This window comes from Streptococcus sp. Z554 (genome assembly GCF_053010305.1).
The window spans coordinates 395488-421426 of record NZ_JBRKNV010000001.1; the positions used below are offsets into that span (position 1 = coordinate 395488).

Here is a 25939-nt window from a genome sequence, read left to right on the forward strand (position 1 = left end):
AAGGAAAGCCCATGCTTAAACTTATTGCTATTGTAGGAACTAACTCTAAACGTTCCACAAACCGTCAACTGCTTCAATATATGCAGAAACACTTTGCTGATAAAGCAGAAATCGAATTGGTAGAAATCAAAGACCTACCTGTATTTAACAAACCAGCCGACAAACAAATTCCGGCTGAAGCTATGGAAATCGTAGCTAAAATCGAAGCAGCTGATGGTGTGATCATCGGTACTCCTGAATACGACCACTCAATTCCAGCTGTTCTTATGAGCGCCCTAGCTTGGATTTCTTACGGAGTATTCCCACTTTTGAACAAACCTGTTATGATTACAGGTGCTTCATATGGTACACTTGGTTCTTCACGCGCTCAATTGCAACTTCGTCAAATTTTGAATGCTCCTGAGATTAAAGCAACAGTTCTTCCTGATGAATTCTTACTCTCTCACTCTCTTCAAGCATTTGATAAGAACGGTGACTTGGTAGATCTTGATGTCATTAATAAATTGGATGCCATCTTTGATGACTTCCGCATCTTTGTTAAAGTTACTGAAAAATTGCGTAACGCACAAGAGCTTCTTCGCAAAGATGCAGAAGAATTTGACTGGGAAAATTTGTAAGATAGGAGACAAAATAGAATGAAATTTGTTGGACTTGTTGGATCAAACTACGATCAATCATATAACCGCAAACTCTTGGAATTCATCCGCCGTCAGTTTAAAATTAAATTTGAACTAGAGCTTTTGGAAATCGATGAAGTTCCAATGTTTAACCAAGATGAAAAATGGGACGATAGCTTCCAGTTGCGCCTTCTTTACAATAAAATTACTCGTGCTGATGGTGTCATTATTGCTACTCCTGAGCATAACCACACTATTTCAGCTTCACTTAAGTCTGTACTTGAATGGCTTTCATACGAAGTACATCCATTTGAAAATAAACCAGTCATGATTGTGGGTGCTTCATACTATGACCAAGGAACATCACGTGCTCAAGTTCACCTTCGTAAAATTCTTGATGCACCAGGCGTTAATGCCTACACATTACCTGGTAATGAATTCCTCCTTGGAAAAGCTAAAGAAGCTTTTGATGCAAATGGAGATATTATTAATGAAGGAACCGTTAAGTTCCTTGAAACTTGCTTAGATAACTTTGTCAAATACGTAGGAGTCGTTTCTAAATTGAAAAAACCAAAACCAATTGAACCAGAAGACTTGGATTGTGGAAAACCAATCGCTACAACGATTACAGAAGTTGACCCTGATGATCCAGAATGGGTAGAAAAAGTTGCAGAAATTACAGGGGCTGTATCCGGTGATACGTACGTTAAGCTTGACCATGGTATCCTTACAGTTAACCAAATTGATATGTTCTTGAAAGCTATGCCTTTTGAATTGACATACGCTGACGATAACAACCAATTCCTCTACTACAACAACGCTCACCAAGACCCTGATACAATGTTTGCAAAACGTGTACCATCTCAATCTGGTAGCCGTATGTCAACCATTCACGATTCACTTCCACCAGCACGTATGAAAAACGTTGAGTGGGTTATTGGAACACTTCGAAACGGTAACCAAGATTACGTACGTACAATTGTTCCAGGTTCACCTGCTGGTGTTATCAACACTCACAACTACCAAGCAATGTACTATCCTGATGGTTCATATGCTGGTATTAATGAAATTGTCTTTAACTTCCAACCATGGCTTGATTGGTACTTGAAAGAAACAGGTCAACGCTTGGTAGGTGGTAGCGGACCTTTTGCTCCAGCTGCTGGTGGTCATGGCGACGCTGATGCTACTTCAGGCGCTTCTGACTCAGCTAATGGTGGCCATGGAGATGCAGACGCTACTTCAGGCGCAAGTAACTAATAAGTAACAAAAAGGAACCATTCTTGGTTCCTTTTTTATAAGAAAAACCTCGGTTATCATTTACTAACCGAGGTCTTGTTTTATTTATGAATTTGGATCATCAATACTTCGACCATGCAAGCCTTTTTCGCGTTGCACTTGACGAAGTTTTTCAGGAGTCACGTCATTTCCTTCCTCATCCACGATTTTAATACCTTCAACATGGTGACGAACTGCACGACGATAGCCTTCGATATACTCTTCACGAAGTTTGGCTTGCTCTACTTTTTCTTCTGGAGTCAAGCCTTCTGTCTTTTTCTTTTTAGCAAGCTCATTAATACGAGCAATTTTTTCTGGTGTCATGTTTGAACCTCCAATCTACTTTGTAATTTCTATTTTGTATTAAGAAGATTAAAAGCAGCCACTGTTTTTGCTTTATTCACAAGTTCAGCTAGAATAGCCAAACGATTATTCTTAACATCAACATCTTCAGCCATAACCATTGTATTGTCAAAGAATGCATCAATAACAGGACTAAGAGCAAATAGTTGTGCTAATTTATCGCTAGCCGAACCTTTCAATTCAAGACTTTCTATTGCTTGGGCTAGTTCTTTTTCTTGTTCATTTTCAAAGAGACTTGCATCAACTTTGACTGAACCTTCTGCCTTTTCTGCTAGGTTAAAGGCACGAGATAGAGACTCAACTGATGATTTGTAATCTTCAGATTTTGCAGCTTCAGTTAAAGCTTCTGCAGCTTCAATCATATCAGAAACAACAAAGTTTGAACTTGCTAGAACAGCTTCTTTAATATCTTTGGCTGTAGCCCCCATCATCTTATCAACACGAGCTTTGATGAAGTTAAGCACTTCTTCTTGGTTATCGTAGGTTAAACTATCAAACGATAAGGCATAAAGACTTGCAATCAACTCGTCCATTGGAATATTCCAACCAAATTCTTCTAAGATACGAACAATCCCTTGTGTTGCACGACGGAGGGCATAAGGGTCGTTTGAACCAGATGGAATCAAACCGACAGAGAAGAAAGATAAGAGAGTATCTAATTTATCAGCTAGTGCAAGAATAGCTCCAACTTTAGATTCAGGAAGAGCTCCCTCAGCTGAATCTGGAAGATAGTGCTCACGAATAGCTTGAGCCACTGCAGCATTTTCTCCTGCAAGAAGGGCGTACTTCTCACCCATAATTCCTTGAAGCTCATCAAACTCCCCAACCATACCAGTTAAGAGGTCAAATTTATAGATGGCTGCAGCACGAGCAAGATCAATAGATTCATCAACTGATAGACCAGCTTTTTCTGCTAGCAGGATAGCAATTTGCCCTGTACGAATCATGTGTTCACGAAGTGAACCAATCTTTTCATGGAAGGTAACGTGTGAAAGTTTAGCAACTAAATCTTCAATCTTGAGTTTTTGGTCTTCACGCCAGAAGAATTCTCCATCTTCCAAGCGGGCAACCAAGACTTTCTCATTTCCTCGAATGACATTTTCCAAATGTTCAGCATTTCCGTTACGAACTGAAATGAAGTTTGGTTTTAGATTTCCATCAAGATCACGCACTACAAAATAACGTTGATGAGTTTCCATTGAAGTAACCAAAACTTCTTCTGGAACTTCTAGGTATTTAGGATCAAAATTACCCATAAAAGCAGTTGGATATTCGACCAAGTTTAAGACTTCGTTTAAAAGTCCTTCATCAATCTGTACTTGAACGCCTTGTTCTGCTTCAATTTCCTTAATTTGTTCACGAATCATATTTTCACGTTCAATGCTATCAGCAATGACATAGACTTTGCGTAAGTCTTCTTCATAACTATCAGCATGACGAATTTCTACTTCATGACCAAGGAAACGGTGTCCGCGACTGACTCTGCCTGAATGAATATCTAAGAAATCTAGGTCAAGAGCTTCATCATCCAAAAGCACTATCAAAGTGTGGACTGGACGGATATATTCAAAAGTATTGTTTGCCCAGTGCATGGTTACTGGGAAACTTAAGCTAGCCAAGACTTCTGGAATTCCTGTCAATACTTCCTCAGCTGGTTTTCCAGCTTCATGTTTGGTTACATAGACGTATTCTTCACCTTTGATTTCACGGAATTCAATGTCATCTACCGTCAAGCCTTTTCCACGGACAAATCCTTGGGCAGCTTTAGAGAAATTTCCTTCTGCATCCAAAGCAATTTTCTTAGAAGGTCCTTTAAAATCTTCAGTCAAATCTGTTTGTTGGTCCGCTAAACCAAGTACACGAACAGCTAAACGACGTGGTGTTGAGAAAGTTTGAATTCCTTCGTATGAAAGGCGGTTGTCATCCAAGAAGGCTGCCATTTTTTCACCCAGTTGATTCTCACTTGGTGTGACAACGTAGGCTGGTAACTCTTCGAGTCCTAGTTCTACTAATAAGTTTTTTGTCATGTTTGTTCCTTTACAAAATTAATTTTCTTCAACAAGACCTTTAGTAGTGGGGGACGTAAGCAAACCTTCGGTTTCATTGCTAACTGCCAAGCCTTAAGTCTCGTCAGTTCCCCAGTCGGATAAGAAACTTCTTATCCGACTTTCACTACAGCGGTCTTGTTTTATTTAGCGACCTACGGTCGACTTTCAGTCATTTATTCCTGTAATTCTGTCTATTCTTCCTCTTCTGCTAGAAGTTGAGCACGGGTTGCTTCGTCTAGCAGTGGGTATCCGAGTTTCTTGCGCTCTGCTACGAAAGTTTTAGCTACTACACGGGCCAAGTTACGAATGCGGGCAATGTAACCGGCACGTTCTGTAACAGATACGGCACCACGAGCGTCAAGCAAGTTAAAGGTATGTGAACATTTCAAAACGTAGTCATAGGCTGGGTGTACAAGACCCAATTCCAACGCTCGTCCTGCTTCTTTTTCAAATTTCTCAAAGTTTTCAAGAAGCATGTCTTGGTCAGAAACTTCAAAGCTGTATTTTGAGTGCTCATATTCTGGTTGAAGGAAGATTTCTCCATATTTAACACCTGGAGCCCACTCGATATCATAAACTGAGTCTACTTCTTGGATATAAGAAGCCAAACGTTCCAATCCATAAGTCACCTCAGCGGTAACAGGACCAGTTGCCAAACCACCGACTTGTTGGAAGTAGGTAAACTGAGTGATTTCCATCCCGTCAAGCCAAACTTCCCAACCAAGACCTGCAGATCCAGTTGATGGATTTTCCCAGTTATCTTCAACAAAACGGATATCGTGTTCCAATGGATTGATCCCTAATTTTTCTAACGACTCTAGGTAAAGCTCTTGAATGTTTGAAGGTGATGGTTTCATCACCACTTGGAATTGGTGGTGTTGGTAAAGACGATTAGGGTTTTCTCCGTAACGACCATCTGCTGGACGACGAGATGGCTCTACATAAGCTGCATTCCATGGTTCAGGACCAATGGCACGAAGGAAGGTGTAAGGACTCATCGTACCCGCACCTTTTTCATTATCATAAGCCTGCATAAGCATACAACCCTGGTCATTCCAGTATTGTTGCAAGGTCAAAATAATTTCTTGGAAGGTTAATTTTTTGGACATGTTTTACTCCTTTTTTTAATTCTTGAGACTTTGGATACAAAAAGAACCGAGTCTTTGCTCCTAAGTCAAGTGACCTAGGGGCGTCAGAAACGCGGTTCCACCCTAATTTATTACTTCATTATTTTTTAAAATTTACCAAAAGTGCCACACTCATCTCTCAATCACCTGACTCTCACTATCTCAGGCTCGCTTAAGATTTACCGATAAGATATTCTTTCTTCCGTTTATTATATCAAAAAGTAATTAAGAAGTAAAATTTTTTATAAGGAATCTTTACTAAAACATTTAAAATTGCACAAGGTATTGTTTAAGAAATATGCTAAAAACCTCAATCAAAACGATCGAGTTTTTTTTGAAGCTTCATCTTCTATCAAAACTTCTTCTTCCATAACATTTTTTATTTTTTTGCCCAAAGATAATAACGTTTCTACATCAGAGGGGTTGCTTGTCCCGAGAGGATTCCAAGTAGAAGATGATAAATTTTCATATTCCTTAGACCGAACTCGAAATTTAATGTTATCCCCCTTGGTGTCTATGTCTACATTTAAGGCTCTCGCCCCCAGTTTAGGCTCCTTATTTTTTATCCTACAGAAAATAACTTCTCCTGATACAATCTCCTTTCCATCACACCGAATCCTAATATTTCTTCCAGATAATTCTACGACAAAATTCTTCACTAGACTACCTTGTATTTTTTTAATTAAAAGAAAACTAATACCAAAAGATACTAATACTATCGTATAAAGAAAAAGAGGTTGTGATTTAAAAAAATCATTCAGTTTTAAATAGAATGTAGCCAACTGTATTCCCAATACAGGAAGCATGAGGAACATGGGAAAAAGGATACCAATTATTATATCTGATTTTGCTGTTGTCGCTGTAAATTCATATCTTTCCATCAATATCACCTTTATAACATTTCCTTTTTATAGGACATTAATCCCATACTAAGACGGATGCATCAGGGAGTTCAATCTCCCTTTCCCCTAGCAAAGATAAATTTTGAACTATTCTAAGGATATTGTACCACTATTTCTGCAAAAAATACCTTAGCAAACATAATCTCCTTCCACAAATACATCATCGCTTTATCGAGCGCTGGAGTTTGATTGACATGGTTCTCTAATCAAACTCCAGAACTTTATGATGAAAATCTTATGGAACAACTGGAGACACTTTATAAATTTTCTCTTTTTAATTATAAAGAAAAACCGCTACTCCTAAGAATAGCGGTTTAATCATGTTTTTAAGCTACAAATGTAGTCGCTCTATTATTTAAGAGTAACTGAAGCTCCAGCTTCTTCCAATTTAGCTTTGATTTCTTCAGCTTCTGCAGTTGCAACGCCTTCTTTAACAAGTGCTGGTGCACCATCAACAAGTTCTTTAGCTTCTTTAAGTCCAAGACCAGTGATTTCACGTACAACTTTGATAACGCCAACTTTTTTGTCACCAGCAGCTGTCAATTCAACGTCAAATGAGTCTTTAGCAGCACCAGCGTCAGCAGCACCAGCTGCAGCAACAGCTACAGGAGCAGCTGCAGTTACACCAAATTCTTCTTCGATAGCTTTTACAAGGTCGTTCAATTCAAGGATTGAAGCTTCTTTAATTTCAGCAATAATGTTTTCAATGTTCAATGCCATTGTTATATCCTCCAAATAAGTTTAAATTTAATTTTTTTATATTTTTGTAGCTAGGCTACGCTGCGTAGCTTAAGATTAAGCTGCGTCTTCTTTGTTGTCTGCAACCGCTTTGACTGCAAGAGCAACGTTGCGCACTGGCGCTTGAAGTACAGAAAGGAGCATAGAAAGAAGTCCTTCGCGGTTTGGAAGAGTTGCAAGAGCAAGGATCTCTTCTTTAGATGCGACAGCGCCTTCGATTGCACCACCTTTGATTTCAAGTGCGTCAGCGTTTTTAGAAAAGTCGTTCAAGATTTTCGCTGGTGCGATAACATCTTCGTTAGAAAATGCTACTGCAGATGGTCCAACAAAAACAGATGCAAGGTCTTCAAGACCAGCTTTTTCAGCTGCACGACGTAAGATTGAGTTTTTAATAACTTTATACTCAACTTCGCTTCCACGAAGCTCACGACGAAGAACTGTATCTTGTTCAACTGTCAAACCACGAGCGTCTACAACGACGATTGATGCAGCAGCTTTCATTTTCTCAGCTACTACGTCAACTAGTTCCGCTTTTTTAGCAATAATTGCTTCACTCATTAGTGTGTTCACCTCCGTAATTATTTTGCTTGGGGAATTTTTCCAAAAGAAAAACGCGCCCAAACCTAGACACGAAAGTACAATACGCTTCTTTTTACATGATACGTTTTGTCCTCGGTAGGATAATTATGAGTCTAGCTCCCCTACTGTCTTAGGCAGTTTTTTCAAACCGTTTATAAGTATACCATATCTGTCATTTCAAAGCAAGTCTTTTTCTGAAAAAATTTTTATTATTTATTTGTCCTTCTTCTACTGCTTTTTTTAAAGAAAATACGTAGATTTTTCACTGAATAGAAAGAATTGGGGCTAAGTCAGTATAGATTAAGAGTGCATGAAAGGCTAACATTAGTAAATAAAATAAAAATGGTGTGGGTTGTGTGTTCTGAATAGCCTGGCTATTTTTTGACCGTCTATAAAAATAGAGAATGACAAAAAAAGCAAGATGATACTATAAATAATACTAATATGAAGAAATATTTCCTCAATAACACTAAAATAGAGAAAACCAAAAATGGGTATACTAAAAACAAATAGTGACAGTGATCCAAATGCAATTCTAATGAACGAGATCATCAAAAAGCTATAGGCTGTAAATGTAGTGAATTTCGATACTATTATTCCTGTTTTTTTCTGTTTGGCTAAATAATGAATAACAAAAATTGGATATACAATATCAATCATCTTAACTCCCCATTTACTAAGATACTTTACTATAGTTTAACTATTTTTCTCCAGAAATGCAATTTACTCCTTGACTAGTTTAAAATTTTAGTGTACTATACAACTGTATATACAGATAAAAAGGAGTTATTATGAATACACAAAAGAAAACACAATTCATGACCGTAACAGCATTACTGACAGCTATCGCTATCCTCATTCCCATAATCATGCCCTTCAAGATTGTTATTCCGCCCGCTTCTTACACTCTAGGAAGCCACGTAGCCATTTTTATCGCTATGTTTCTTTCGCCATGGATGGCAATCTTTGTCATTATAGCTTCTAGCCTAGGATTCCTCATGGCTGGTTATCCGATCGTTATTGTACTTCGAGCTTTCTCCCATATCTTCTTTGGAACTCTTGGAGCTTTCTATCTTCAAAAACATCCTCAAACCTTGGATAATCCTAAATCTTCTTTGATTTTTAACTTTGTACTCGGTTTGGTTCACGCTGTTGCTGAAGTGTTGGCTTGTATTATCTTTTACGCTAGTACAGGAACAGACCTAAAAAATATGTTCTATGTCTTGTTTGTATTAGTTGGCTTTGGTACAATTATTCATAGTATGATAGACTATTACCTAGCGTTAGCTGTTTATAAAGCACTAAAAAAACGCCATTAAGAAAGAGACTATGACAAACAATAGGAAAGAAACTCTTTTACAACTTTTAAAAGAATCACAAAAACCTCTAAACGGACAAAGTTTAGCAGAACATTTTCATGTCACTCGCCAGATTATTGTTCAGGACATCGCTATTCTTCGTGCAGATGGCGCTCCTATCTTATCAACCAATCGTGGCTATATCTATAAGGAAAATAAATCAAATCCTTATGTACATAAACTTTTTAAAGTGAAACACGGAGAAGAAGATATGGAACAAGAACTCCTTGCTATTGTTGATAATGGTGGACGAGTTCAAAATATCCAGATCGATCATCCTGTTTACGGAGAAATCGAAACCCTCCTCAAACTAAGTTGTAGACGCGATGTCGAGCACTTTTTAAACCAGGTTAAGACGTCTGATTTTCGCCCCCTATCTGAATTGACAGATGGTATCCATTATCACTTAATTGAAGCAGAAAATAAACAAGACCTCCTCTATATTGAGAAGGCCTTAGACAAGTTAGGATATTTGGTAAAAGATTAAAAAGTTTTCTTTTCCCACCCGTCCTCTGTACGGTGACGGTAGAAAAATTCAGACTTGTCTGGAGCTTCCATCATCTCCATCAAAGGTAACATATCATAAGCCAGATCCAAATTTGGAATCTGGTCTTTTTGTACCCAGGATACTTCTCCTTCGTCTGAAGAACGAAGCTTCCCAGTAAACTCAGTCGCCTTGTAACAAAAAACAATATAACGCTCACCTGTATCTAAGGGCCAATTTTTAATGCCGACAAGTTGAGGATTTTGAATCGTCAGACCTGTTTCCTCGTATATTTCGCGAATAACTGACTCTGCAAAAGCCTCTCTGTCTTCGACATGTCCTCCTGGAAAGGCATAGCCAGACCAATGGTTGCTTTCGGGTGATCGATACTGCATAACCACGCGCTGCTTTTCTAGATCTTCAATCATACAAATATTGGTAAGAATTGTTAATTGTGCTCGAGACATAGGACTCACTTTCTAATCTTTAATTTTCTATCTTATACTTAACTTTAGATTTCATAATCAAAGGATTAATCCAGTCGTGATACTCTCGAATATCATCAAGAAAAAATCCTCTATTAATCCTTATCTCTTTGTCTTTAGTATTAACTTGATAGTCTATACTGATAGGCATGGCTGAGTCTGGAATAAAAGATAGGAAAAAGAATATCACTAACCAGATTATGAGAGCAAAAAATCCACTGAGAGTCTGAAAAATTAAATGATGCCATTGAAAGATTCTCGTTTTATAGAAGATGGTCCATGGATGAATAAATAAAGTAAGGCAAAGACTAAATAACCAGATGTTCCACACTATAGGTGTAAAAGCAAAACCGAACAAGCCTAAGATAAAATGAATCAGGACAAATACAAGAAACATAAGGTAAAGAATCCTAAATATAGTTAGATGTTTTAGCATGATTAACTCCTTTTCTTTTTAACATATTTGGAAATTAAAATAATCAAAGTAGCCACTAGGAAGAAGATCACATAAGTAAGAATAGGGAACCAAATATAGCGATGATCTAGGGATAAGAGAGAAGGCAGGACGCCCTTACTATTTTTCCCACCAACTCCTAAAAATAGATGAACTAGTAAACCGATACTATTAAGATAGATAAATAAATCCGCATACCTTTTTATTGTCATCCTTCTCCTAGACAAGTCTAGGAACCAATAGTCAAATAATTGATACACCAGACAAAAAAGATTTATATATATTGGAAAACTATAGTTGATATCTCTGTATGGTGAAGGAATTGGAAGGCTTTCGAAAATTAGAGTCATACCTATGCCTATTCCTAAGATTAGACCAAGTACTAAGAAGAAGCCTAAAAATTTATGAGAATCTAGCCAAAGATGGAAACTTTCTTTCCTTGATAGATTCTTTTTTGTATTTGATTTTTTTTGATTCATTTTTTATCGTTTTTTCATTATTATAAACAAGGACTCAACTACACATTTTGAAGAAACTGAATCTCACTTACTGTTTTACTTAATCCAAGGCCTTCACTTCCAACATCATATCGCGGATTTGGGCAGCCAATTCAAAGTCAAGCACTTCGACGGCTTCTTGCATTTGTTTTTCCAGTTTCTTAACAAGTTCCTTGCGTTCTTGTTTGTTAAGGCTATTGATATCCACTTCCTTGTCCTCTTCTTTGGCAACAGCCTTGGTTACAGAGATTAGGTCACGGATTTCTTTCTTGATTGTCTGAGGTACAATACCATGTTCTTCATTATAGGCCATCTGGATTTTACGACGGCGAGCCGTTTCATCGATGGCACGTTGCATAGACTGAGTCATAGTGTCTGCATACATGATGACATGCCCCTCGCTATTTCGAGCAGCACGACCAATGGTCTGAATGAGTCCACGCTCGTTACGAAGGAAACCTTCTTTATCGGCATCGAGAATAGCAACTAGACTAACTTCTGGCACGTCAATCCCCTCACGAAGGAGGTTAATTCCAACCAAGACATCAAAGACTCCCAAGCGCAGGTCACGAATAATCTCCGTACGTTCCAAGGTCTTGATATCCGAGTGCATGTATTTGACCTTGATTCCCATTTCTTTGAAATAGTCGGTTAAGTCTTCAGCCATTTTCTTGGTCAAGGTTGTAATAAAGGTACGTTGGTTCTTTTCAACACGGGCATTGATTTCACCTAAGAGGTCGTCAATTTGTCCCATAGTTGGACGGACTTCAACTTCTGGGTCCAAAAGACCTGTTGGACGGATGATTTGCTCAATCACAGTGTCGGTTTGTTCCATCTCATAATCACCAGGTGTCGCTGAAACGTAGACAATCTGGTGGACATGACTTTCAAACTCTTCACGACGAAGGGGACGATTGTCTAGGGCAGACGGCAGACGGAAACCATAATTCACCAACATTTCCTTCCGAGAACGGTCACCATTATACATGCCCTTGATTTGCCCCATGGTCATGTGGCTCTCATCAATCATAATCAAGAAATCATCAGGGAAGAAATCAAGAAGTGTGTACGGAGGCTCTCCTTCACTTCGACCATCCATGTGGCGTGAGTAGTTTTCAACACCGTTTGTATAGCCCATTTCACGAAGCATCTCGATATCGTACTCTGTACGCTGTTTCAAACGTTGAGCTTCCAGCAGTTTACCTTCCTTCTCAAAAATAGCTAACTGCTCCTCCAACTCAGCCTCAATCTTAGCAATAGCTACTTCCATATGGTCATCATTGGTCACAAAGTGAGTCGCTGGGAAAATTGCCAAATGGTCCACTTCGCCGAGAACTTGACCAGTTAGAGCTTCGACTTCACGGATACGATCAATCTCATCGCCAAAAAACTCGACACGAAAGGCATGCTCGTCACGAGATGCTGGGAAAATCTCCACCACATCCCCACGCACACGAAATCTTCCGCGTTGGAAATCAATATCATTGCGTTCAAACTGAATATCTACCAAGTCGTTCAGCAGTTTATCTCGAGAAATCTCAAGACCCGGACGCAAACTTACCACGCTATCAGCGTATTCTTTGGGCGAACCCAAACCATAGATACAAGAAACAGATGCAACGATGATAACATCATTGCGCTCCAACAAAGCTGATGTTGCTGAGTGACGCAGCTTATCAATTTCATCATTAACAGAACTATCTTTTTCTATATAAGTATCGCTTGAAGGCACATAAGCTTCAGGCTGGTAGTAATCATAGTAAGATACGAAGTACTCGACGGCATTTTCCGGGAAAAATTCCTTGAACTCCCCATAGAGCTGACCGGCTAGAGTCTTATTGTGGGCGATGACCAGGGTTGGTTTATTAACCTGAGCAATCACTTGACTCATGGTGTAGGTCTTTCCTGTACCAGTCGCTCCCATCAGGATTTGTGCCTTTTCTCCACCCTCGATATTATCCACCAACTGCTCGATGGCTTGAGGTTGGTCCCCAGAGGGCTGGTATTTGGATACCAGTTTAAATTTGTTATCAGTAATTCGATTTATCATAATGGCCTCATAAACATTTTCTATCCTTCTATTTTACCATAAAAAGGAAAAAGTTTCTGTTTCTCAACAGACACCCTCATTTTGTTCTATGTTACATTTTCTTACATATAAATATAAAATATTTGCCCTTCTTCAACTTTTTTGATATAATTTGAAAATATCTTGAAAGGAGACATCACATGAAGAAAAAAATCCTAGCTTGTTTGCTAATTTTATTCCCTATATTTTCACTGGGAATAGCAAAAGCTGACACAGAAAAAACAAAGTATGTTATCGCCAGTGACTCATCTTTTGCACCTTTTGTTTTCCAGGATTCAAGCAATCAGTACACTGGTATTGATATGGATCTCATCAAGGCTATTGCCAAAGACCAAGGTTTTGAGATTGAAATTACCAACCCTGGTTTTGACGCAGCTATTAACGCTGTTCAATCTGGACAAGCAGACGGTGTCATTGCAGGAATGTCTGTAACTGATGCCCGTAAAGAAACTTTCGATTTTTCAGATTCTTACTATACAGCAAATACTATCCTCGGTGTTAAAGAATCAAGCTCCATTTCTTCTTATGAAGATTTGAACGGTAAGACTGTAGGTGTCAAGAATGGTACAGCTTCACAAAGCTTCCTTACAGAGAATCAAAACAAATACGGGTACAAAATCAAAACTTTTTCAGATGCCGCCTCTATGTATGATAGTTTAAATACTGGTTCAATTGATGCTGTCATGGACGATGAACCTGTGATTAAATATTCTATCAGTCAAGGACAAAAATTAAAAACACCCATCGCAGGTACTCCAATTGGTGAAACTGCTTTTGCAGTAAAAAAAGGAAGTAATCCAGAATTGCTAGAGAAGTTTAACAAGGGACTTGCAAACCTTAAGGCAAATGGAGAATTCCAAAAGATTCTAGATAAATATCTAGCAAGCAACTCGACTACCACAACCTCAACTGCTGATGAAACAACTATTTGGGGCTTGTTGAAAAACAACTACAAACAACTCCTCAGCGGACTTGGAATCACTCTCTCATTAGCTCTTGTTTCATTTGTAATTGCGATTTTCATTGGTATTATCTTTGGTATGTTTAGCGTCAGCCCATATAAATCACTCCGTTTGATTTCAGAGATTTTCGTTGACGTTATCCGTGGTATTCCATTGATGATTCTAGCTGCTTTCATTTTCTGGGGAATTCCTAACTTTATCGAATCCCTTACAGGACAACAAAGTCCCATTAACGACTTTGTCGCTGGTACCATTGCACTTTCACTAAACTCGGCAGCCTACATCGCTGAAATTGTTCGTGGTGGTATTAAGGCCGTTCCTGTTGGACAAATGGAAGCTAGCCGAAGTCTTGGGATTCCATATGGAAAGACCATGCGTAAGATTGTCTTGCCACAAGCAACCAAACTCATGCTTCCTAACTTCGTCAACCAATTTGTAATCGCCTTAAAAGACACAACGATCGTATCTGCAATCGGTTTGGTCGAACTCTTCCAAACTGGTAAGATCATCATCGCCCGTAACTACCAAAGTTTCAAAATGTATGCAATTCTCGCAGTCTTCTACCTTGTGATTATCACTCTTCTTACTAGACTTGCAAAACGCTTAGAAAAGAGGATTCAATAATGGCAAAATTAAAAATCGATGTCCATAATCTACATAAACAATATGGTAAAAACAAAGTCCTTAAAGGAATTTCAGCAAAATTCTATGAAGGAGATGTTGTTTGTATCATTGGACCTTCTGGTTCAGGTAAATCAACTTTCTTGCGTAGCTTAAATCTTCTCGAAGAAGGCACAAAAGGGACTATCACCGTTAACGGCTATGATTTGACGGATAAGGCTACCAACGTGGACCACGTTCGTGAAAATATCGGAATGGTATTCCAACACTTCAATCTTTTCCCTCACATGACCGTTTTGGAAAATATCACTTTCGCTCCTGTAGAGCACAAGTTAATGACCAAGGCTGAAGCTGAAAAATTGGGTATGGAACTCCTTGAAAAAGTTGGGCTTGCTGACAAGGCCGATGCCAATCCTCAAAGTCTATCCGGTGGTCAAAAACAACGTGTGGCTATCGCTCGCGGTTTAGCAATGAACCCTGATATTATGCTCTTTGACGAGCCCACTTCTGCCCTTGACCCTGAGATGGTCGGCGATGTTCTCAACGTTATGAAAGAGTTAGCTGAACAAGGCATGACCATGATCATCGTAACCCACGAAATGGGATTTGCTCGTAAGGTTGCCAATCGAGTTATCTTTACGGCAGACGGTGAATTCTTAGAAGATGGTACACCTGATCAAATCTTTGATAATCCACAACACCCTCGTCTAAAAGAATTTTTAGACAAGGTCCTCAATGCCTAAAAAAACTGCAAGGTTTCCCTTGCAGTTTTTTTGTTACTTGTATTGGAATTTTGGATTTTTTAGAAAATTATGATAAAATAGAGGGTATAAAATCGAGGGATTCCTCATACCTAGGATATCTAGGGAAGTAAATAGAAATTAGGTAGCTGGATGTCATCTAAAGTTATTGTTACAATTTTCGGTGCTAGTGGAGATTTGGCTAAACGCAAGCTCTACCCTTCACTTTTTAGACTTTACAAATCAGGTAATTTGTCTGATCATTTTGCTGTTATTGGAACTGCTCGTAGACCTTGGAGTAAGGAATATTTTGAGTCTGTTGTAGTCGAATCCATTCTGGATTTGGCAGATAGCGTTGAAGAGGCTCAAGCATTTGCTAGTCATTTTTACTATCAAAGTCACGATGTCAATGACACAGAGCACTATATCGAATTACGCAAACTTCAAGCTGAGTTAAACGAAAAATACCAAACTGAGCACAACAAGCTCTTCTTCCTCTCTATGGCTCCACAATTCTTTGGTACTATTGCCAAACACCTCAAGTCAGAGCAAATCGTGGACGGAAAAGGCTTTGAACGTTTGATTGTCGAGAAACCTTTTGGTACAGACTACGCTACTGCTAAACAACTCAACGAAGAACTTCTTGCTACCTTTGACGAGGAGCAAATTTACCGCATTGACCACTATCTTGGTAAAGAGATGATTCAGAGTATCTTTGCAGTTCGCTTTGCCAATATGATTTTTGAAAATGTTTGGAATCGTGAGCACATCGATAATGTTCAGATCACCTTTGCAGAACGTCTGGGCGTTGAAGAACGTGGCGGCTACTATGATGAATCAGGTGCCCTTCGTGATATGGTGCAAAACCATACCCTCCAACTTCTGTCACTTCTAGCTATGGATATGCCTGCAAGCTTTACGAAGGATGACATTCGTGCAGAGAAAATCAAGGTCTTTAAGAACCTTTACCATCCTTCAGATGAAGAACTAAAAGAACACTTTATCCGAGGTCAATACCGTTCAGGTAAAGTCGATGGCATGAAATACATTTCTTACCGCAGCGAACCAAATGTTAACCCTGAATCCATGACAGAAACCTTTGCTTCAGGTGCCTTCTTTGTTGATACCGATCGTTTCCGTGACGTACCTTTCTTCTTTCGTACAGGTAAACGCCTCACTGAAAAAGGAACTCACGTGAATATTGTCTTCAAACAAATGGATTCCATTTTTGGAGAACCTCTAGCACCTAATATTTTGACAATCTACATCCAACCAACAGAAGGATTCTCACTTAGCCTTAATGGGAAAGAGGTTGGAGAAGAGTTTAAACTTGCACCTAATTCACTTGATTACAGAACAGATGCAACTGCTACAGGTGCTTCACCAGATCCATATGAAAAGCTCATCTACGACGTTTTAAATAACAACTCAACTAACTTTAGCCACTGGGAAGAGGTTAGCGCTTCTTGGGAGTTGATTGACCGCATTGAAAAACTTTGGGCTGAAAACGGTGCTCCCCTTCATGACTACAAGGCTGGTAGCATGGGACCCCAAGCTAGCTTTGATTTGCTTGAAAAATATGGAGCTCAATGGACTTGGCAACCAGATATTGCCTATCGTAAAGATGGTCGTCTAGAATAAAAAATTCCTGCAAGAATACTTGCAGGATTTTCTTTTATAGCAGACCTTCTAAAAGACCCTTCATAAAGTTCTCAGAGTTGAATTCCCCGATATCATCGATTTTTTCACCAAAACCAATCAGCTTAACAGGAATATTGAGTTCTTCACGAATAGCAAGAACAACACCACCTCGGGCAGTTCCGTCAATCTTAGTTAATACAATCCCTGTGACAGGAGTAATTTTTGAAAACTCTTTAGCTTGTACTAAAGCATTTTGTCCTGTTGAAGCATCCAAAGCTAGGAAGGTTTCATGAGGGGCTTCTGGTACGACACGTTTGATGATGCGACCAATTTTTTCCAACTCAGCCATCAAGTTTTCTTTGTTTTGCAAACGACCAGCTGTATCAATCATCAAAATATCAATACCTTCTGCCACTGCTCGCTCCATCCCATCAAAGACAACGCTGGCTGGATCGGCTTTCTCAGGACCAGTTACAACAGGAACATCCACACGACGACCCCATTCTGCTAACTGAGCAACCGCACCAGCACGGAAGGTATCAGCAGCAACCAGCATGACTTTCTTGCCAGCTTGTTTGTAACGGTGTGCCAATTTTCCGATAGAAGTTGTTTTCCCAACACCATTGACACCTACAAAGAGCATGACTGTCAAACCATCTTGGAAGTTGATGCTTTCATTGTAGTTGCCATCTTTTTCGTAGAGCTCAACTAATTTCTCAATAATGACACGACGAAGAGCATCTGGTTTCTTAGCATTCTCAAGCTTGGCCTCATAACGCAATTCTTCTGTTAAATTAGATGCTACCTGAACACCAACATCACTCATGATCAGTAGCTCTTCAAGTTCTTCGAAAAACTCTTCATCAACTGAGCGGAAATTAGCAAAGAAGGCATTCAAACGGGCACCGAATCCTGTACGAGTTTTCTTTAGACTGCGGTCATACTTTTCCTGTACAGTTTCTTGGACCTGAGGGCTATCCTCGATCGCTAGATCTTCTTCCACTTCCTCGGTAGTCTCTGGTTCAAGTTCCTCAATGATTTCAACTTCTGTTTCGTTTGCTTGAACTTGATCAGCTTCTTCAACATTACGATCACTTGAAGGGATTTCTTCAACATGAATCGATTCCTCTTGAGGACTATCTGCTTCTTGGGCTTGATTTAACTCTTCTCGAGAAACCTCAACTTCGTCAACTGACTCAATAATAGGTTCTTCTAAAACTTCTGTTTCAGTTGAGCTATTATCAATTTCTTCCTGATGTTCTTCTGATAAGTTGTCTTCTACAGGCCCTTTAGCTTGGATATCTTCAGTTACTGGTGCTTCAGTTTGCTCGCTATCATCCGATAAATCAATGTTTTCTAAAGCCTCTTTGACAACATCCTCAATCTTTGGTTCTTCTATTTTTCCAAATAAACGGTCAAATAATCCCATTTTTTAGTTCTCCTTCAGTACGTATTTTTCAATGGCCCAGGCAACAGCTTCCTCGTCATTGGTCATTGGTGTTACCACATTTGCCACAGCCTTAACTGCTGGAACTGCATTTTGCATGGCTACACCGAGACCGGCCCACTCAATCATAGAAAGGTCATTAGCCTCATCTCCACAGGCCATCACCTGGCTTTGATCGATTCCTAGGTGCTCAATCAATTTGGCTAAACCAGTCGCCTTATGGACATTCTTTGGTGACCATTCTAGCAAGAGTTCACGTGATTTAAAAATTTCATATTGGTTATATAATTCTGGTGAAATCTTTTGAATAGCTTCATCCAAAGGCTCCTGAGGAAAAGCAGTCACACACTTATTGTATGTCACCTGACTAGACAAATCTTCAAAAGCAGTTGGAACAAAAGTAAGAGCCGGGTTAAACTGGGCATATAAACTTTCTTGGTCAGACTGAATCTGATAAACTGTTCCTTCTGAAATGGCATCTAAGGGGATTCCTAGCTTTTCAGTTTCTTCATAAATGCGTGTCACATCATCAATTGAAAAAACTGTCTTATCAAGAATCTCACCCGTATTTTTCTGAACCAAGCCACCATTAAAGGTAATGGTATACTCATCCTCACGACCATCTGTACCAAGCTCTTTCAGGAAGAAATCCATGGCCTTGAGGGGACGTCCAGTTGTTAACACTACTTTGACACCCTGTTCACGCGCAGCCTTCAGAGTCGCCTTGGTACGATCCGTCAATTTCTTGTCTGTCGTCAGCAAGGTTCCATCTAAGTCTAGGGCAATTAATTTTATATCTGCCATTACAATCCCTCCATATAAGCGATAACGGATTGGTCCTTATGGTGACCGATAACTGTTTCAGCTAGTTCCAAAATCTCAGGGCGAGCATTCTCAGGCGCAACTGGATGCCCTACAACCTGCATCATGTGAAGGTCGTTGAGATTGTCACCGAAGGCCATCACTTGGTCCATATCCAGATTTAACTTCTTAGCTAATTCAACAATCGCAACTCCCTTGTCAACATAGTCTAGAACAATATCAATGGATTCAAAACCAGTAGTCATTGCCTTAACACCAGGAACATATTCATTAACCCAAGCTTCACCTAAATCAACTGTCTCTTCTGTAAAGTTGGTTGTGAATTTGAAAATCTCATCGGTGATATCTTCTAGACTGGCTACTTTTTGGATATTCTCATTGTAATGGTGGCTAAACATGAGATAGGTTTCGTCCACCGAATCTAAGACATAGCAAGCTTTCTTACCAGTCAAGAGCATCTTCTTCTCATCAAAATAAGGTGAGGTTTTTAATCTTTCAAAAGTGGGTAGGTAAAAATCTCTAGGCATGGTCGCTTCATAGAGGTCTTGTCCATGAAAACGAACCAGACTACCATTTTCAGCAATGAAAATAATCTCATCTTTGACATCCGCAAAATGTTTCTCTAAGGACAAAAGACCACGTCCTGATGCTACAGCAAAGTAAATCCCTTTTTCTTTATAAGAATGGAGAATTTTTTTTAAACGCTCCATATCAAATTGGCCAGCTTCATCCAAAAAAGTCCCGTCCATATCAGTTGCGACTAGTTTAATCATAAATACTTCTATTCTCCAATTATAAATCTACCTTCTATTATACCATAGAAAAAGCAAAAAAAGACTTGCTGAATTGACACGTCTTTCTATTCTATAAATCTATCTGTAGGGCCAATTGTTATTATAAATATAACCCCCTTTCCACACTTTCCTGAATCAAATCTTCCGTCAGTTTCCATAATTCTTCTGATTCACTTTTTATGAACTTTTTCTTTTCTAATACCATGTCTGCACTGATATTATCAGGGTTATAATTTAATTCTGACACTTCTAAGTGATTTATCAGTGGTACCAATGCATCGATCACTCTTGCATATCTTGCTTCAGCACTCTGCCCTTTTTCAAATTCCAACCATAAATTTTTCATATTCAAATATTTCTCTTCTGGAAGGATGCTCATTGTTCTTTCTATAGATAGTAGCTCTCTATCATGAGAATGAACTTTATTTTTATCATCAAACACCCAAGTATCCCCGGCATAAATCTCACCTAGATCATGAATCAGTAACATAGAAATGACCTTTTCCATATCCAATTTTTCAGGATAATAATCTTGAAGAACAATCGCAGCTATGGCACCCTGCCAAGAATGCTCGGCACTATTTTCAAATCTTCCATCAAGAGTTCTGTTAAATCTTGTTACTGCCTTTAATTTCTCTATTTCTTTAATAAAATCGACTGAATTCTTTAAATGACTCATTGTTGCTCCACTCTTATTCTAAATTTTAGATATAATACCAAAAAATAGTAATTTCATCAAATATTTCCCGTATTTGCAAAAAATAGCGCCTAATCCATATGAGATTAGACGCTTATAAAATAACTATTTTAAACTTATTTACGGGTTTGGAAACAAACTTTCAGTCATTCATCAATTCAAGGTTCTCTTATCCATATTTGGCAAAGAGAGCTTGAACTTAATAATACAAAGTCGAATCACAAAGCCAACTATCGAGAGTAGGATAAAGGCAGTAATTCTAGGAAAATGAAGAACAAAGGCCAGCCAATAATAAATAACGCCAATTGCGAAAGATAGAAGGGCATAGATGTCCTCTTTTAGAACACTTGGGACTTCATTGATCAAAAGATCTCGGATGATACCCCCGCCAGCACCCGTTAAACAGGCCAAAATCCCTGCAGACATCAAGTTCAATTTACTATCAGCTAAGGCTGTCGCTCCAATCAAAGAAAAGATGATTAACCCAATCGAATCAAAGATGAGATAGGCTTCTCTCAGCCACTTGTAGAATTTTTTTTCTTGACTTGCATTGGCTTGTTTTGAAGTCACAAAGACATACATGATAACCGCTACAAGGATAGAGACATAAATCGGGCTAGGATCAGCAAGAGAGGAGGGGAAACGACTGATAATAGAATCTCTCAAAATCCCTCCGCCTACTGCTGTTACAATGGCCAATAAACTAATGCCAAAAATATCTAATCGTTTACCAAAACCTTTGATGGCTCCTGATGCAGCGAAGGCTATTGTCCCAATATAATTACAAATCATTAGGAATAGATCGAAATCCATATAAACTCCTCAAATTATTTACCTTATCCTTCTGACTCATCGAAGGTTTATCTACGTGCTTTAGCTTGAACCTTTGTAACAAGAACTAACTAAGCATCTATATTCTCTAAATCTTTTAGTTTAACAGAAACAATCTTAGAGACACCAGATTCTTGCATGGTCACCCCGTAGATAGAGTCTGCTGCTGCCATGGTACCCTTACGGTGTGTAACGACAATAAACTGGCTATCCTTGTCAAATCGGTTGAGATAATCTCCAAAACGTTTAACGTTAGCCTCATCAAGTGCGGCCTCTACCTCATCCAAAATAACAAATGGAATGGTCTTGACACGAATGATGGAGAAAAGAAGGGCCAAAGCTGATAGGGCTTTTTCTCCACCACTCATGAGGTTGAGAGATTGGATTTTCTTACCTGGAGGTTGAACAGAGATTTCAACACCCGCTGTCAATAGATCTCCCTCAGTCAGGATTAAGTCCGCTCGACCACCACCAAACATCTGCTTGAAGGTCACTTTAAAGGACTCACGGATGGCTTCGAAGGTTGATTTAAAGCGCTCCTTCACTTCATCATTCATCTCTGTAATGGTTTCAAGAAGAAGATTTTTAGCTGAAAGAATATCATCACGTTGACTATTCAAAAATTCCAAGCGTTCATGAACTTCGTCAAACTGTTCAATGGCATCCATATTGACTGGACCAAGTGAACGGATCGATTTTTCCAAATCCTTGACCTTTTGTTCAGCCATTGCTAAATCGTCTAACTGATTGGCTTGTTCTAAAGCTTCCGTATAGCTCATCTGATATTCTTCAGTCAGTTGGCCTTGAAGATAACGAAGGCGATCTGCAATTTTCTCTTTGGTCGCTTCCGCTCGTGTTTGCTTCCGAATCCATTCTTCATTTTGTTGACGAGCTTGTTCTAAATGACTAGCAATATCATCCAATTGACCTTCAATATCGTCCAGTTCAAACTGCTTACGAATGAGCCCTTGTTGAATGTTTTCCTTCTGACTCTTGGCTTCTGTTTCATGCTTGGTCAACAGTTCCGTGTCGACTTTTTCAAGATTGTCTACCTTTTCTTGCAAAAGACGTTCAATTTCTTCTTGCTCCATATCAAGGTATTCAAGCTCTTTGTTAATCCGCTCAATATCCGCAACTTCATAACGTTTTTGTCCTAACATTTCTGTCTTATGGAGACGTGCTTGAGAAAGTTTATCCTGCAAGCTTTGATAACGTTCCTGAATAGCATTTTTATTGGACTTGATTTCTTCGATTTCTGATTCTAGCTTTTGCTTTTCAGTTGCGATGATTGACAAACGCTCTTGGCATTTTTCTTTTTCAGCTTGCCAATCTCCACCTCTTAGATTGTTTAATTCTTTTTCTTGAAGTTCTAAAAGTGTTTCGAGTTCTTCGACTTGTTGGCAAGTTTGTTGATACGCCAGATACAAGCCTTGCTCCTCTATACGAGCTTGCTCTCCTTGAGATTTAATGGCCTCCAAAGTTTGAGCGAGGTTAGCTAGATTTTCTTGAAGTGATTTCAGATTTTCTTCTTCCTGACCAAGGAGCTTTTCTTCTTGAGCAATTTCTTTTTGTAACTGCTCCAATTCAGGCTTGATGAAAATACTGTTATTTTGACGATTGGCACCACCAGCATAAGAACCACCTGTTCGTAATTCTGTACCATCGAGGGTTACCATCCGAACTTGATAACGCACCTTGCGAGCTGCATCACGCGCATGCTCAACTGTATCAAAGATAGCTGTTGTAGCAAGCAAGTTTTTAAATATTGCTTCATGCTTGGCATCAAAAGTAACCAATTCATCTGCCATTCCAAGAAAACCTGGACTTGAGGCAATCACATCTTGGTTCTGACTAGAAATGCTACGAGCCTTGATGGTTGTTAAAGGCAGGAAAGTCGCACGACCAGCTCGATTTCGTTTAAGGAAGTCGATAGCCTTAGTCGCTGCCTGTTCATCTTCAACGATGATATGTTGGCTACTTGCACCGAGGGCAATTTCGAGGGCTGTCTGATAGCGAACATCAAAGGTTAAATGTTCACTGACCGCTCCGACAATACCACCCAGGCGATTTTTTTCTTGTAGAACACTCTTAACACCCGCATAGAAATTACTATGGTTTTTAAGGATGTTTTCCAGACTTTGCGCCTTGGCCTGCTTGCTTTTCAGACTATCCAAGCGATCGAAGAGTTGATTTTGCTGGCTTTGATAAACCTGCTTTTGTTCTTCTTCCTGTTTAGCATGTGCCTGATAGTCAGCAAGCAAGGTCTGTACTTTTTCTTTTGCTGATTTTAGGGCAAGATCTTGCTCACTAGCCTTAGATTTAGCAGAAGCTAATTGTTCCTTCAAAGACTCCAATTGTTCTTCTTGCTTTTGAGTCTGTTGGCGACTATTTTCAAGGTCATTTTCAATACGTGTCAACTGGTTAGAGACATCTGCTTCTTCTTGCAAGAAAGCAACAAAACGCTCACGCAACTGCTCAATCATCTGATCAGGATCATCGGAAAAAGCTAATAACTCAGCTTCTAAACGATTGAGTTCCTTGGTATTGGCAGCTAGATTGGCTTCTAACTGACTGAGATTTGCTTCTTTTTCTTCCTTCTCTTGAATGAGAGTAGTTCTTTTTTCATCCAAACCAGCTAAGCGAGCTTGAGCCTCTTGTTGATTGAGGGCAAACTGCTCAGTCTCCAGTTTAGACAAGGCCAATTTACGCTCCAAATCACTAATCAAAGCAGTCAAATCCATCAAACTAGTTTGATCTTTAGCCATCTCTGCTTGTAAATCTTGTCTCTGTTTCTTGAGAGATTGATTCTCAAGTTCTAGCGACTCGCGTTTTTGATAATAACTAGTCAACAGTTCTTGGACTTGGTTTAATTCTTCTTCTGTTAGATCCAATTCAGCCTTATTGGCTTGAATTTGTGCAACTAAAACATCTAAGTAGATGGCTTTACGTTGACCATCTAATTCTATAAATTTACGGGCTGTTGCTGCTTGCTTTTCTAATGGTTTGATTTGATTATCCAACTCATAGATAATGTCTTCCAAGCGGTCTAAGTTGTCTTGAGTTTGTTGGAGTTTACTTTCTGTCTCTTTACGGCGAGTTTTATATTTTAAAACTCCGGCGGCTTCTTCAAAGATCGCGCGACGTTCCTCAGGTTTGGAGTTAAAGATTTCTTCGACCTTCCCTTGGGAAATAATGGAGAAGGAATCACGTCCAAGTCCGGTATCTAAGAAAAGATCATGAATATCACGAAGACGGACTTTTTTCCCATCAATCTTGTATTCACTATCCCCGGTACGATAGATATGACGCTCCACCTTGATTTCCTGTCCTGCATCCTTGATGAAACCGTCTTGATTATCTAGAGTAACAACTACAGAAGCATAGTTTAATGGTTTTCTACTTTCTGTTCCTGCAAAGATAACATCAGGCATCTTCCCACCACGAAGACTTTTGACACTGGATTCCCCAAGAGCCCAGCGTAAACTTTCTGTGATGTTTGATTTTCCAGAACCATTTGGTCCTACAACCGCTGTAACTCCCTGGTCAAAAACAACCTTGGTCTTATCAGCAAAGGACTTAAATCCCTGAATCTCAATTTCCTTTAAATACATGAATCCAGTCCTTCCTCAACTGCATTTTTAGCGGCTTCTTGTTCGGCCAATTTTTTTGATCGTCCTTGACCCCTACCTAAACTTTGACCCTCGACAAGGACTTCAACCTCAAACATCTTATCATGGGCAGGACCATTTTCCGAAATCACCTGATAACGAATATCGACATCACCATTGACTTGGAGTAATTCTTGAAGGTGGGTCTTGTAGTCCTTAATCATTTCAAAGTCACCGGCCTCAACCTTCGGAATCATGACCTGATAGATAAAATCCTTTACTTTATTCAGTCCCTTGTCTAAAAGAAGGGCACCCAAAAAGGCTTCGAAGGCATCCCCCAAGATGGTATCTCGATTACGACCTCCAGATTTTTCCTCTCCCTTACCTAGCTTGATAAACTGATCGAACTGGCAATCACGAGCAAATCCAGCCAAACTCTCTTCACGAACAATCATAGCACGGAGTTTAGATAGATCACCTTCTGGTTTTTTAGGATATTTTTGGTACAGATATTCTGAAATCAATAATTGCAGAACAGCGTCTCCTAAAAATTCCAAGCGTTCATTGTGTGAAATTTTTAAGAGGCGGTGCTCATTGGCATAACTAGTGTGGGTAAAAGCTGTTTCAAGTAATTGTTTATCTGAAAAAACAAGCTCAAAACGTTGCTCTAACAAGTTTTCTAATTCTCTCATAAGAACCTCTTTCTAAAACATTATAATCCATTCCATTATACCAAAAAAAGGGTTCTTAGTCAGAAAAT

General features: G+C 39.2%; 24 protein-coding genes and 1 other annotated feature. Of the genes, 7 read left to right on the plus strand and 17 right to left on the minus strand.

Features of this window, described 5'->3' with window-relative positions; genetic code table 11:
• Positions 1–11: 11 nt before the first annotated feature.
• The gene (locus tag ACVC7R_RS02055; protein ID WP_447263317.1) at positions 12–617 is read left to right on the plus strand and encodes an NADPH-dependent FMN reductase; all 606 of its coding nucleotides are present in this window, start codon (positions 12–14) and stop codon (positions 615–617) included.
• Between the two features lie 18 nt (positions 618–635).
• Positions 636–1874 (plus strand): NAD(P)H-dependent oxidoreductase, encoded by a 1239-nt coding sequence (locus ACVC7R_RS02060; protein WP_447263318.1) that lies wholly within the window; start codon positions 636–638, stop codon positions 1872–1874.
• An 84-nt stretch (positions 1875–1958) separates the two neighbouring features.
• Here the strand turns inward: ACVC7R_RS02060 and ACVC7R_RS02065 are convergent, their stop codons facing one another.
• The 6 genes from ACVC7R_RS02065 to rplJ all read right to left on the minus strand — a co-directional run bounded on the left by ACVC7R_RS02065 (position 1959) and on the right by rplJ (position 7628).
• On the minus strand, positions 1959–2216 hold the full coding sequence (locus tag ACVC7R_RS02065; RefSeq protein WP_447263319.1) for a DUF896 family protein: 258 nt from the start codon (positions 2214–2216) through the stop codon (positions 1959–1961).
• Between the two features lie 29 nt (positions 2217–2245).
• Complete coding sequence (gene glyS / locus ACVC7R_RS02070) at positions 2246–4282, minus strand: glycine--tRNA ligase subunit beta (protein ID WP_447263320.1); 2037 nt, start codon at positions 4280–4282, stop codon at positions 2246–2248.
• A 212-nt stretch (positions 4283–4494) separates the two neighbouring features.
• Positions 4495–5412: a glycine--tRNA ligase subunit alpha gene (gene glyQ / locus ACVC7R_RS02075; RefSeq protein WP_316108606.1), complete on the minus strand. Its 918-nt coding sequence runs from the start codon at positions 5410–5412 to the stop codon at positions 4495–4497.
• A gap of 332 nt (positions 5413–5744) precedes the next feature.
• Positions 5745–6311, minus strand: coding sequence for a hypothetical protein (locus ACVC7R_RS02080; protein ID WP_447263321.1), 567 nt, complete (start codon positions 6309–6311; stop codon positions 5745–5747).
• Positions 6312–6683: 372 nt separating this feature from the next.
• A complete protein-coding gene (rplL, locus tag ACVC7R_RS02085) occupies positions 6684–7052 on the minus strand; it encodes a 50S ribosomal protein L7/L12 (protein WP_001196963.1) in 369 nt (122 codons plus the stop codon).
• Positions 7053–7127: 75 nt separating this feature from the next.
• Positions 7128–7628 (minus strand): 50S ribosomal protein L10, encoded by a 501-nt coding sequence (rplJ, locus tag ACVC7R_RS02090; protein WP_048691273.1) that lies wholly within the window; start codon positions 7626–7628, stop codon positions 7128–7130.
• A gap of 38 nt (positions 7629–7666) precedes the next feature.
• Positions 7667–7802: a sequence feature (ribosomal protein L10 leader region), on the minus strand.
• A gap of 638 nt (positions 7803–8440) precedes the next feature.
• Between rplJ and ACVC7R_RS02095 the strand changes: the two genes are divergently transcribed.
• Both ACVC7R_RS02095 and ACVC7R_RS02100 read left to right on the plus strand, forming a co-directional pair.
• Entirely contained in the window at positions 8441–8968 is a 528-nt protein-coding gene (locus ACVC7R_RS02095; RefSeq protein WP_447263322.1) for an ECF transporter S component, read from the plus strand.
• Positions 8969–8978: 10 nt separating this feature from the next.
• Positions 8979–9494 (plus strand): 3H domain-containing protein, encoded by a 516-nt coding sequence (locus tag ACVC7R_RS02100; RefSeq protein WP_447263323.1) that lies wholly within the window; start codon positions 8979–8981, stop codon positions 9492–9494.
• On the opposite strand, the gene ACVC7R_RS02105 is transcribed toward ACVC7R_RS02100, so the two are convergent.
• The 4 genes from ACVC7R_RS02105 to uvrB all read right to left on the minus strand — a co-directional run bounded on the left by ACVC7R_RS02105 (position 9491) and on the right by uvrB (position 12977).
• Positions 9491–9958: an NUDIX domain-containing protein gene (locus tag ACVC7R_RS02105; protein WP_447263324.1), complete on the minus strand. Its 468-nt coding sequence runs from the start codon at positions 9956–9958 to the stop codon at positions 9491–9493. The two genes, ACVC7R_RS02100 and ACVC7R_RS02105, sit on opposite strands and share 4 nt — an antisense overlap.
• 19 nt (positions 9959–9977) lie before the next feature.
• Complete coding sequence (locus ACVC7R_RS02110; RefSeq protein ID WP_447263325.1) at positions 9978–10412, minus strand: hypothetical protein; 435 nt, start codon at positions 10410–10412, stop codon at positions 9978–9980.
• A gap of 2 nt (positions 10413–10414) precedes the next feature.
• Entirely contained in the window at positions 10415–10642 is a 228-nt protein-coding gene (locus tag ACVC7R_RS02115; RefSeq protein ID WP_447263326.1) for a hypothetical protein, read from the minus strand.
• Between the two features lie 346 nt (positions 10643–10988).
• On the minus strand, positions 10989–12977 hold the full coding sequence (gene uvrB, locus ACVC7R_RS02120; RefSeq protein WP_447263327.1) for an excinuclease ABC subunit UvrB: 1989 nt from the start codon (positions 12975–12977) through the stop codon (positions 10989–10991).
• Positions 12978–13156: 179 nt separating this feature from the next.
• Between uvrB and ACVC7R_RS02125 the strand changes: the two genes are divergently transcribed.
• From ACVC7R_RS02125 to zwf, 3 genes are all read left to right on the plus strand, one after another.
• Positions 13157–14602 (plus strand): amino acid ABC transporter substrate-binding protein/permease, encoded by a 1446-nt coding sequence (locus ACVC7R_RS02125; protein WP_447263328.1) that lies wholly within the window; start codon positions 13157–13159, stop codon positions 14600–14602.
• Complete coding sequence (locus tag ACVC7R_RS02130) at positions 14602–15342, plus strand: amino acid ABC transporter ATP-binding protein (protein WP_447263329.1); 741 nt, start codon at positions 14602–14604, stop codon at positions 15340–15342. Before ACVC7R_RS02125 ends, ACVC7R_RS02130 begins: the two co-directional genes overlap by 1 nt.
• A gap of 150 nt (positions 15343–15492) precedes the next feature.
• Positions 15493–16980: a glucose-6-phosphate dehydrogenase gene (gene zwf, locus ACVC7R_RS02135; RefSeq protein ID WP_447263330.1), complete on the plus strand. Its 1488-nt coding sequence runs from the start codon at positions 15493–15495 to the stop codon at positions 16978–16980.
• Positions 16981–17014: 34 nt separating this feature from the next.
• Here zwf and ftsY read toward each other — a convergent pair whose 3' ends face one another.
• The 7 genes from ftsY to rnc all read right to left on the minus strand — a co-directional run bounded on the left by ftsY (position 17015) and on the right by rnc (position 25871).
• Complete coding sequence (gene ftsY / locus ACVC7R_RS02140) at positions 17015–18409, minus strand: signal recognition particle-docking protein FtsY (protein WP_447263331.1); 1395 nt, start codon at positions 18407–18409, stop codon at positions 17015–17017.
• 3 nt (positions 18410–18412) lie between these two features.
• Complete coding sequence (locus ACVC7R_RS02145) at positions 18413–19231, minus strand: Cof-type HAD-IIB family hydrolase (RefSeq protein WP_447263332.1); 819 nt, start codon at positions 19229–19231, stop codon at positions 18413–18415.
• Complete coding sequence (locus ACVC7R_RS02150) at positions 19231–20022, minus strand: Cof-type HAD-IIB family hydrolase (protein ID WP_447263333.1); 792 nt, start codon at positions 20020–20022, stop codon at positions 19231–19233. The genes ACVC7R_RS02145 and ACVC7R_RS02150 overlap by 1 nt, the downstream gene beginning before the upstream one ends.
• A gap of 121 nt (positions 20023–20143) precedes the next feature.
• Positions 20144–20722, minus strand: a complete 579-nt coding sequence (locus ACVC7R_RS02155) for an HD domain-containing protein (RefSeq protein ID WP_447263334.1) — start codon at positions 20720–20722, stop codon at positions 20144–20146.
• 171 nt (positions 20723–20893) lie between these two features.
• Positions 20894–21553, minus strand: coding sequence for a trimeric intracellular cation channel family protein (locus ACVC7R_RS02160; protein WP_447263335.1), 660 nt, complete (start codon positions 21551–21553; stop codon positions 20894–20896).
• A gap of 89 nt (positions 21554–21642) precedes the next feature.
• Positions 21643–25182, minus strand: coding sequence for a chromosome segregation protein SMC (smc, locus tag ACVC7R_RS02165; RefSeq protein WP_447263336.1), 3540 nt, complete (start codon positions 25180–25182; stop codon positions 21643–21645).
• The gene (gene rnc, locus ACVC7R_RS02170) at positions 25173–25871 is read right to left on the minus strand and encodes a ribonuclease III (protein ID WP_447263337.1); all 699 of its coding nucleotides are present in this window, start codon (positions 25869–25871) and stop codon (positions 25173–25175) included. Before rnc ends, smc begins: the two co-directional genes overlap by 10 nt.
• Positions 25872–25939: the final 68 nt, after the last annotated feature.

What these genes read in the sequence shown, in the direction of transcription:
- ACVC7R_RS02060 (WP_447263318.1), top strand. Translation starts at nt 636, where the DNA reads ATGAAATTTGTTGGACTTGTTGGATCAAACTACGATCAATCATATAAC.
- glyS (WP_447263320.1), bottom strand. Translation starts at nt 4,282, where the DNA reads ATGACAAAAAACTTATTAGTAGAACTAGGACTCGAAGAGTTACCAGCC.
- ACVC7R_RS02100 (WP_447263323.1), top strand. Translation starts at nt 8,979, where the DNA reads ATGACAAACAATAGGAAAGAAACTCTTTTACAACTTTTAAAAGAATCA.
- rnc (WP_447263337.1), bottom strand. Translation starts at nt 25,871, where the DNA reads ATGAGAGAATTAGAAAACTTGTTAGAGCAACGTTTTGAGCTTGTTTTT.
- glyQ (WP_316108606.1), bottom strand. Translation starts at nt 5,412, where the DNA reads ATGTCCAAAAAATTAACCTTCCAAGAAATTATTTTGACCTTGCAACAA.
- ACVC7R_RS02155 (WP_447263334.1), bottom strand. Translation starts at nt 20,722, where the DNA reads ATGAGTCATTTAAAGAATTCAGTCGATTTTATTAAAGAAATAGAGAAA.
- ACVC7R_RS02110 (WP_447263325.1), bottom strand. Translation starts at nt 10,412, where the DNA reads ATGCTAAAACATCTAACTATATTTAGGATTCTTTACCTTATGTTTCTT.
- rplL (WP_001196963.1), bottom strand. Translation starts at nt 7,052, where the DNA reads ATGGCATTGAACATTGAAAACATTATTGCTGAAATTAAAGAAGCTTCA.
- rplJ (WP_048691273.1), bottom strand. Translation starts at nt 7,628, where the DNA reads ATGAGTGAAGCAATTATTGCTAAAAAAGCGGAACTAGTTGACGTAGTA.
- ACVC7R_RS02095 (WP_447263322.1), top strand. Translation starts at nt 8,441, where the DNA reads ATGAATACACAAAAGAAAACACAATTCATGACCGTAACAGCATTACTG.
- zwf (WP_447263330.1), top strand. Translation starts at nt 15,493, where the DNA reads ATGTCATCTAAAGTTATTGTTACAATTTTCGGTGCTAGTGGAGATTTG.
- ACVC7R_RS02160 (WP_447263335.1), bottom strand. Translation starts at nt 21,553, where the DNA reads ATGGATTTCGATCTATTCCTAATGATTTGTAATTATATTGGGACAATA.
- ACVC7R_RS02145 (WP_447263332.1), bottom strand. Translation starts at nt 19,231, where the DNA reads ATGGCAGATATAAAATTAATTGCCCTAGACTTAGATGGAACCTTGCTG.
- ftsY (WP_447263331.1), bottom strand. Translation starts at nt 18,409, where the DNA reads ATGGGATTATTTGACCGTTTATTTGGAAAAATAGAAGAACCAAAGATT.
- ACVC7R_RS02115 (WP_447263326.1), bottom strand. Translation starts at nt 10,642, where the DNA reads ATGACAATAAAAAGGTATGCGGATTTATTTATCTATCTTAATAGTATC.
- ACVC7R_RS02150 (WP_447263333.1), bottom strand. Translation starts at nt 20,022, where the DNA reads ATGATTAAACTAGTCGCAACTGATATGGACGGGACTTTTTTGGATGAA.
- ACVC7R_RS02105 (WP_447263324.1), bottom strand. Translation starts at nt 9,958, where the DNA reads ATGTCTCGAGCACAATTAACAATTCTTACCAATATTTGTATGATTGAA.
- ACVC7R_RS02055 (WP_447263317.1), top strand. Translation starts at nt 12, where the DNA reads ATGCTTAAACTTATTGCTATTGTAGGAACTAACTCTAAACGTTCCACA.
- ACVC7R_RS02080 (WP_447263321.1), bottom strand. Translation starts at nt 6,311, where the DNA reads ATGGAAAGATATGAATTTACAGCGACAACAGCAAAATCAGATATAATA.
- ACVC7R_RS02130 (WP_447263329.1), top strand. Translation starts at nt 14,602, where the DNA reads ATGGCAAAATTAAAAATCGATGTCCATAATCTACATAAACAATATGGT.
- ACVC7R_RS02065 (WP_447263319.1), bottom strand. Translation starts at nt 2,216, where the DNA reads ATGACACCAGAAAAAATTGCTCGTATTAATGAGCTTGCTAAAAAGAAA.
- ACVC7R_RS02125 (WP_447263328.1), top strand. Translation starts at nt 13,157, where the DNA reads ATGAAGAAAAAAATCCTAGCTTGTTTGCTAATTTTATTCCCTATATTT.
- uvrB (WP_447263327.1), bottom strand. Translation starts at nt 12,977, where the DNA reads ATGATAAATCGAATTACTGATAACAAATTTAAACTGGTATCCAAATAC.
- smc (WP_447263336.1), bottom strand. Translation starts at nt 25,182, where the DNA reads ATGTATTTAAAGGAAATTGAGATTCAGGGATTTAAGTCCTTTGCTGAT.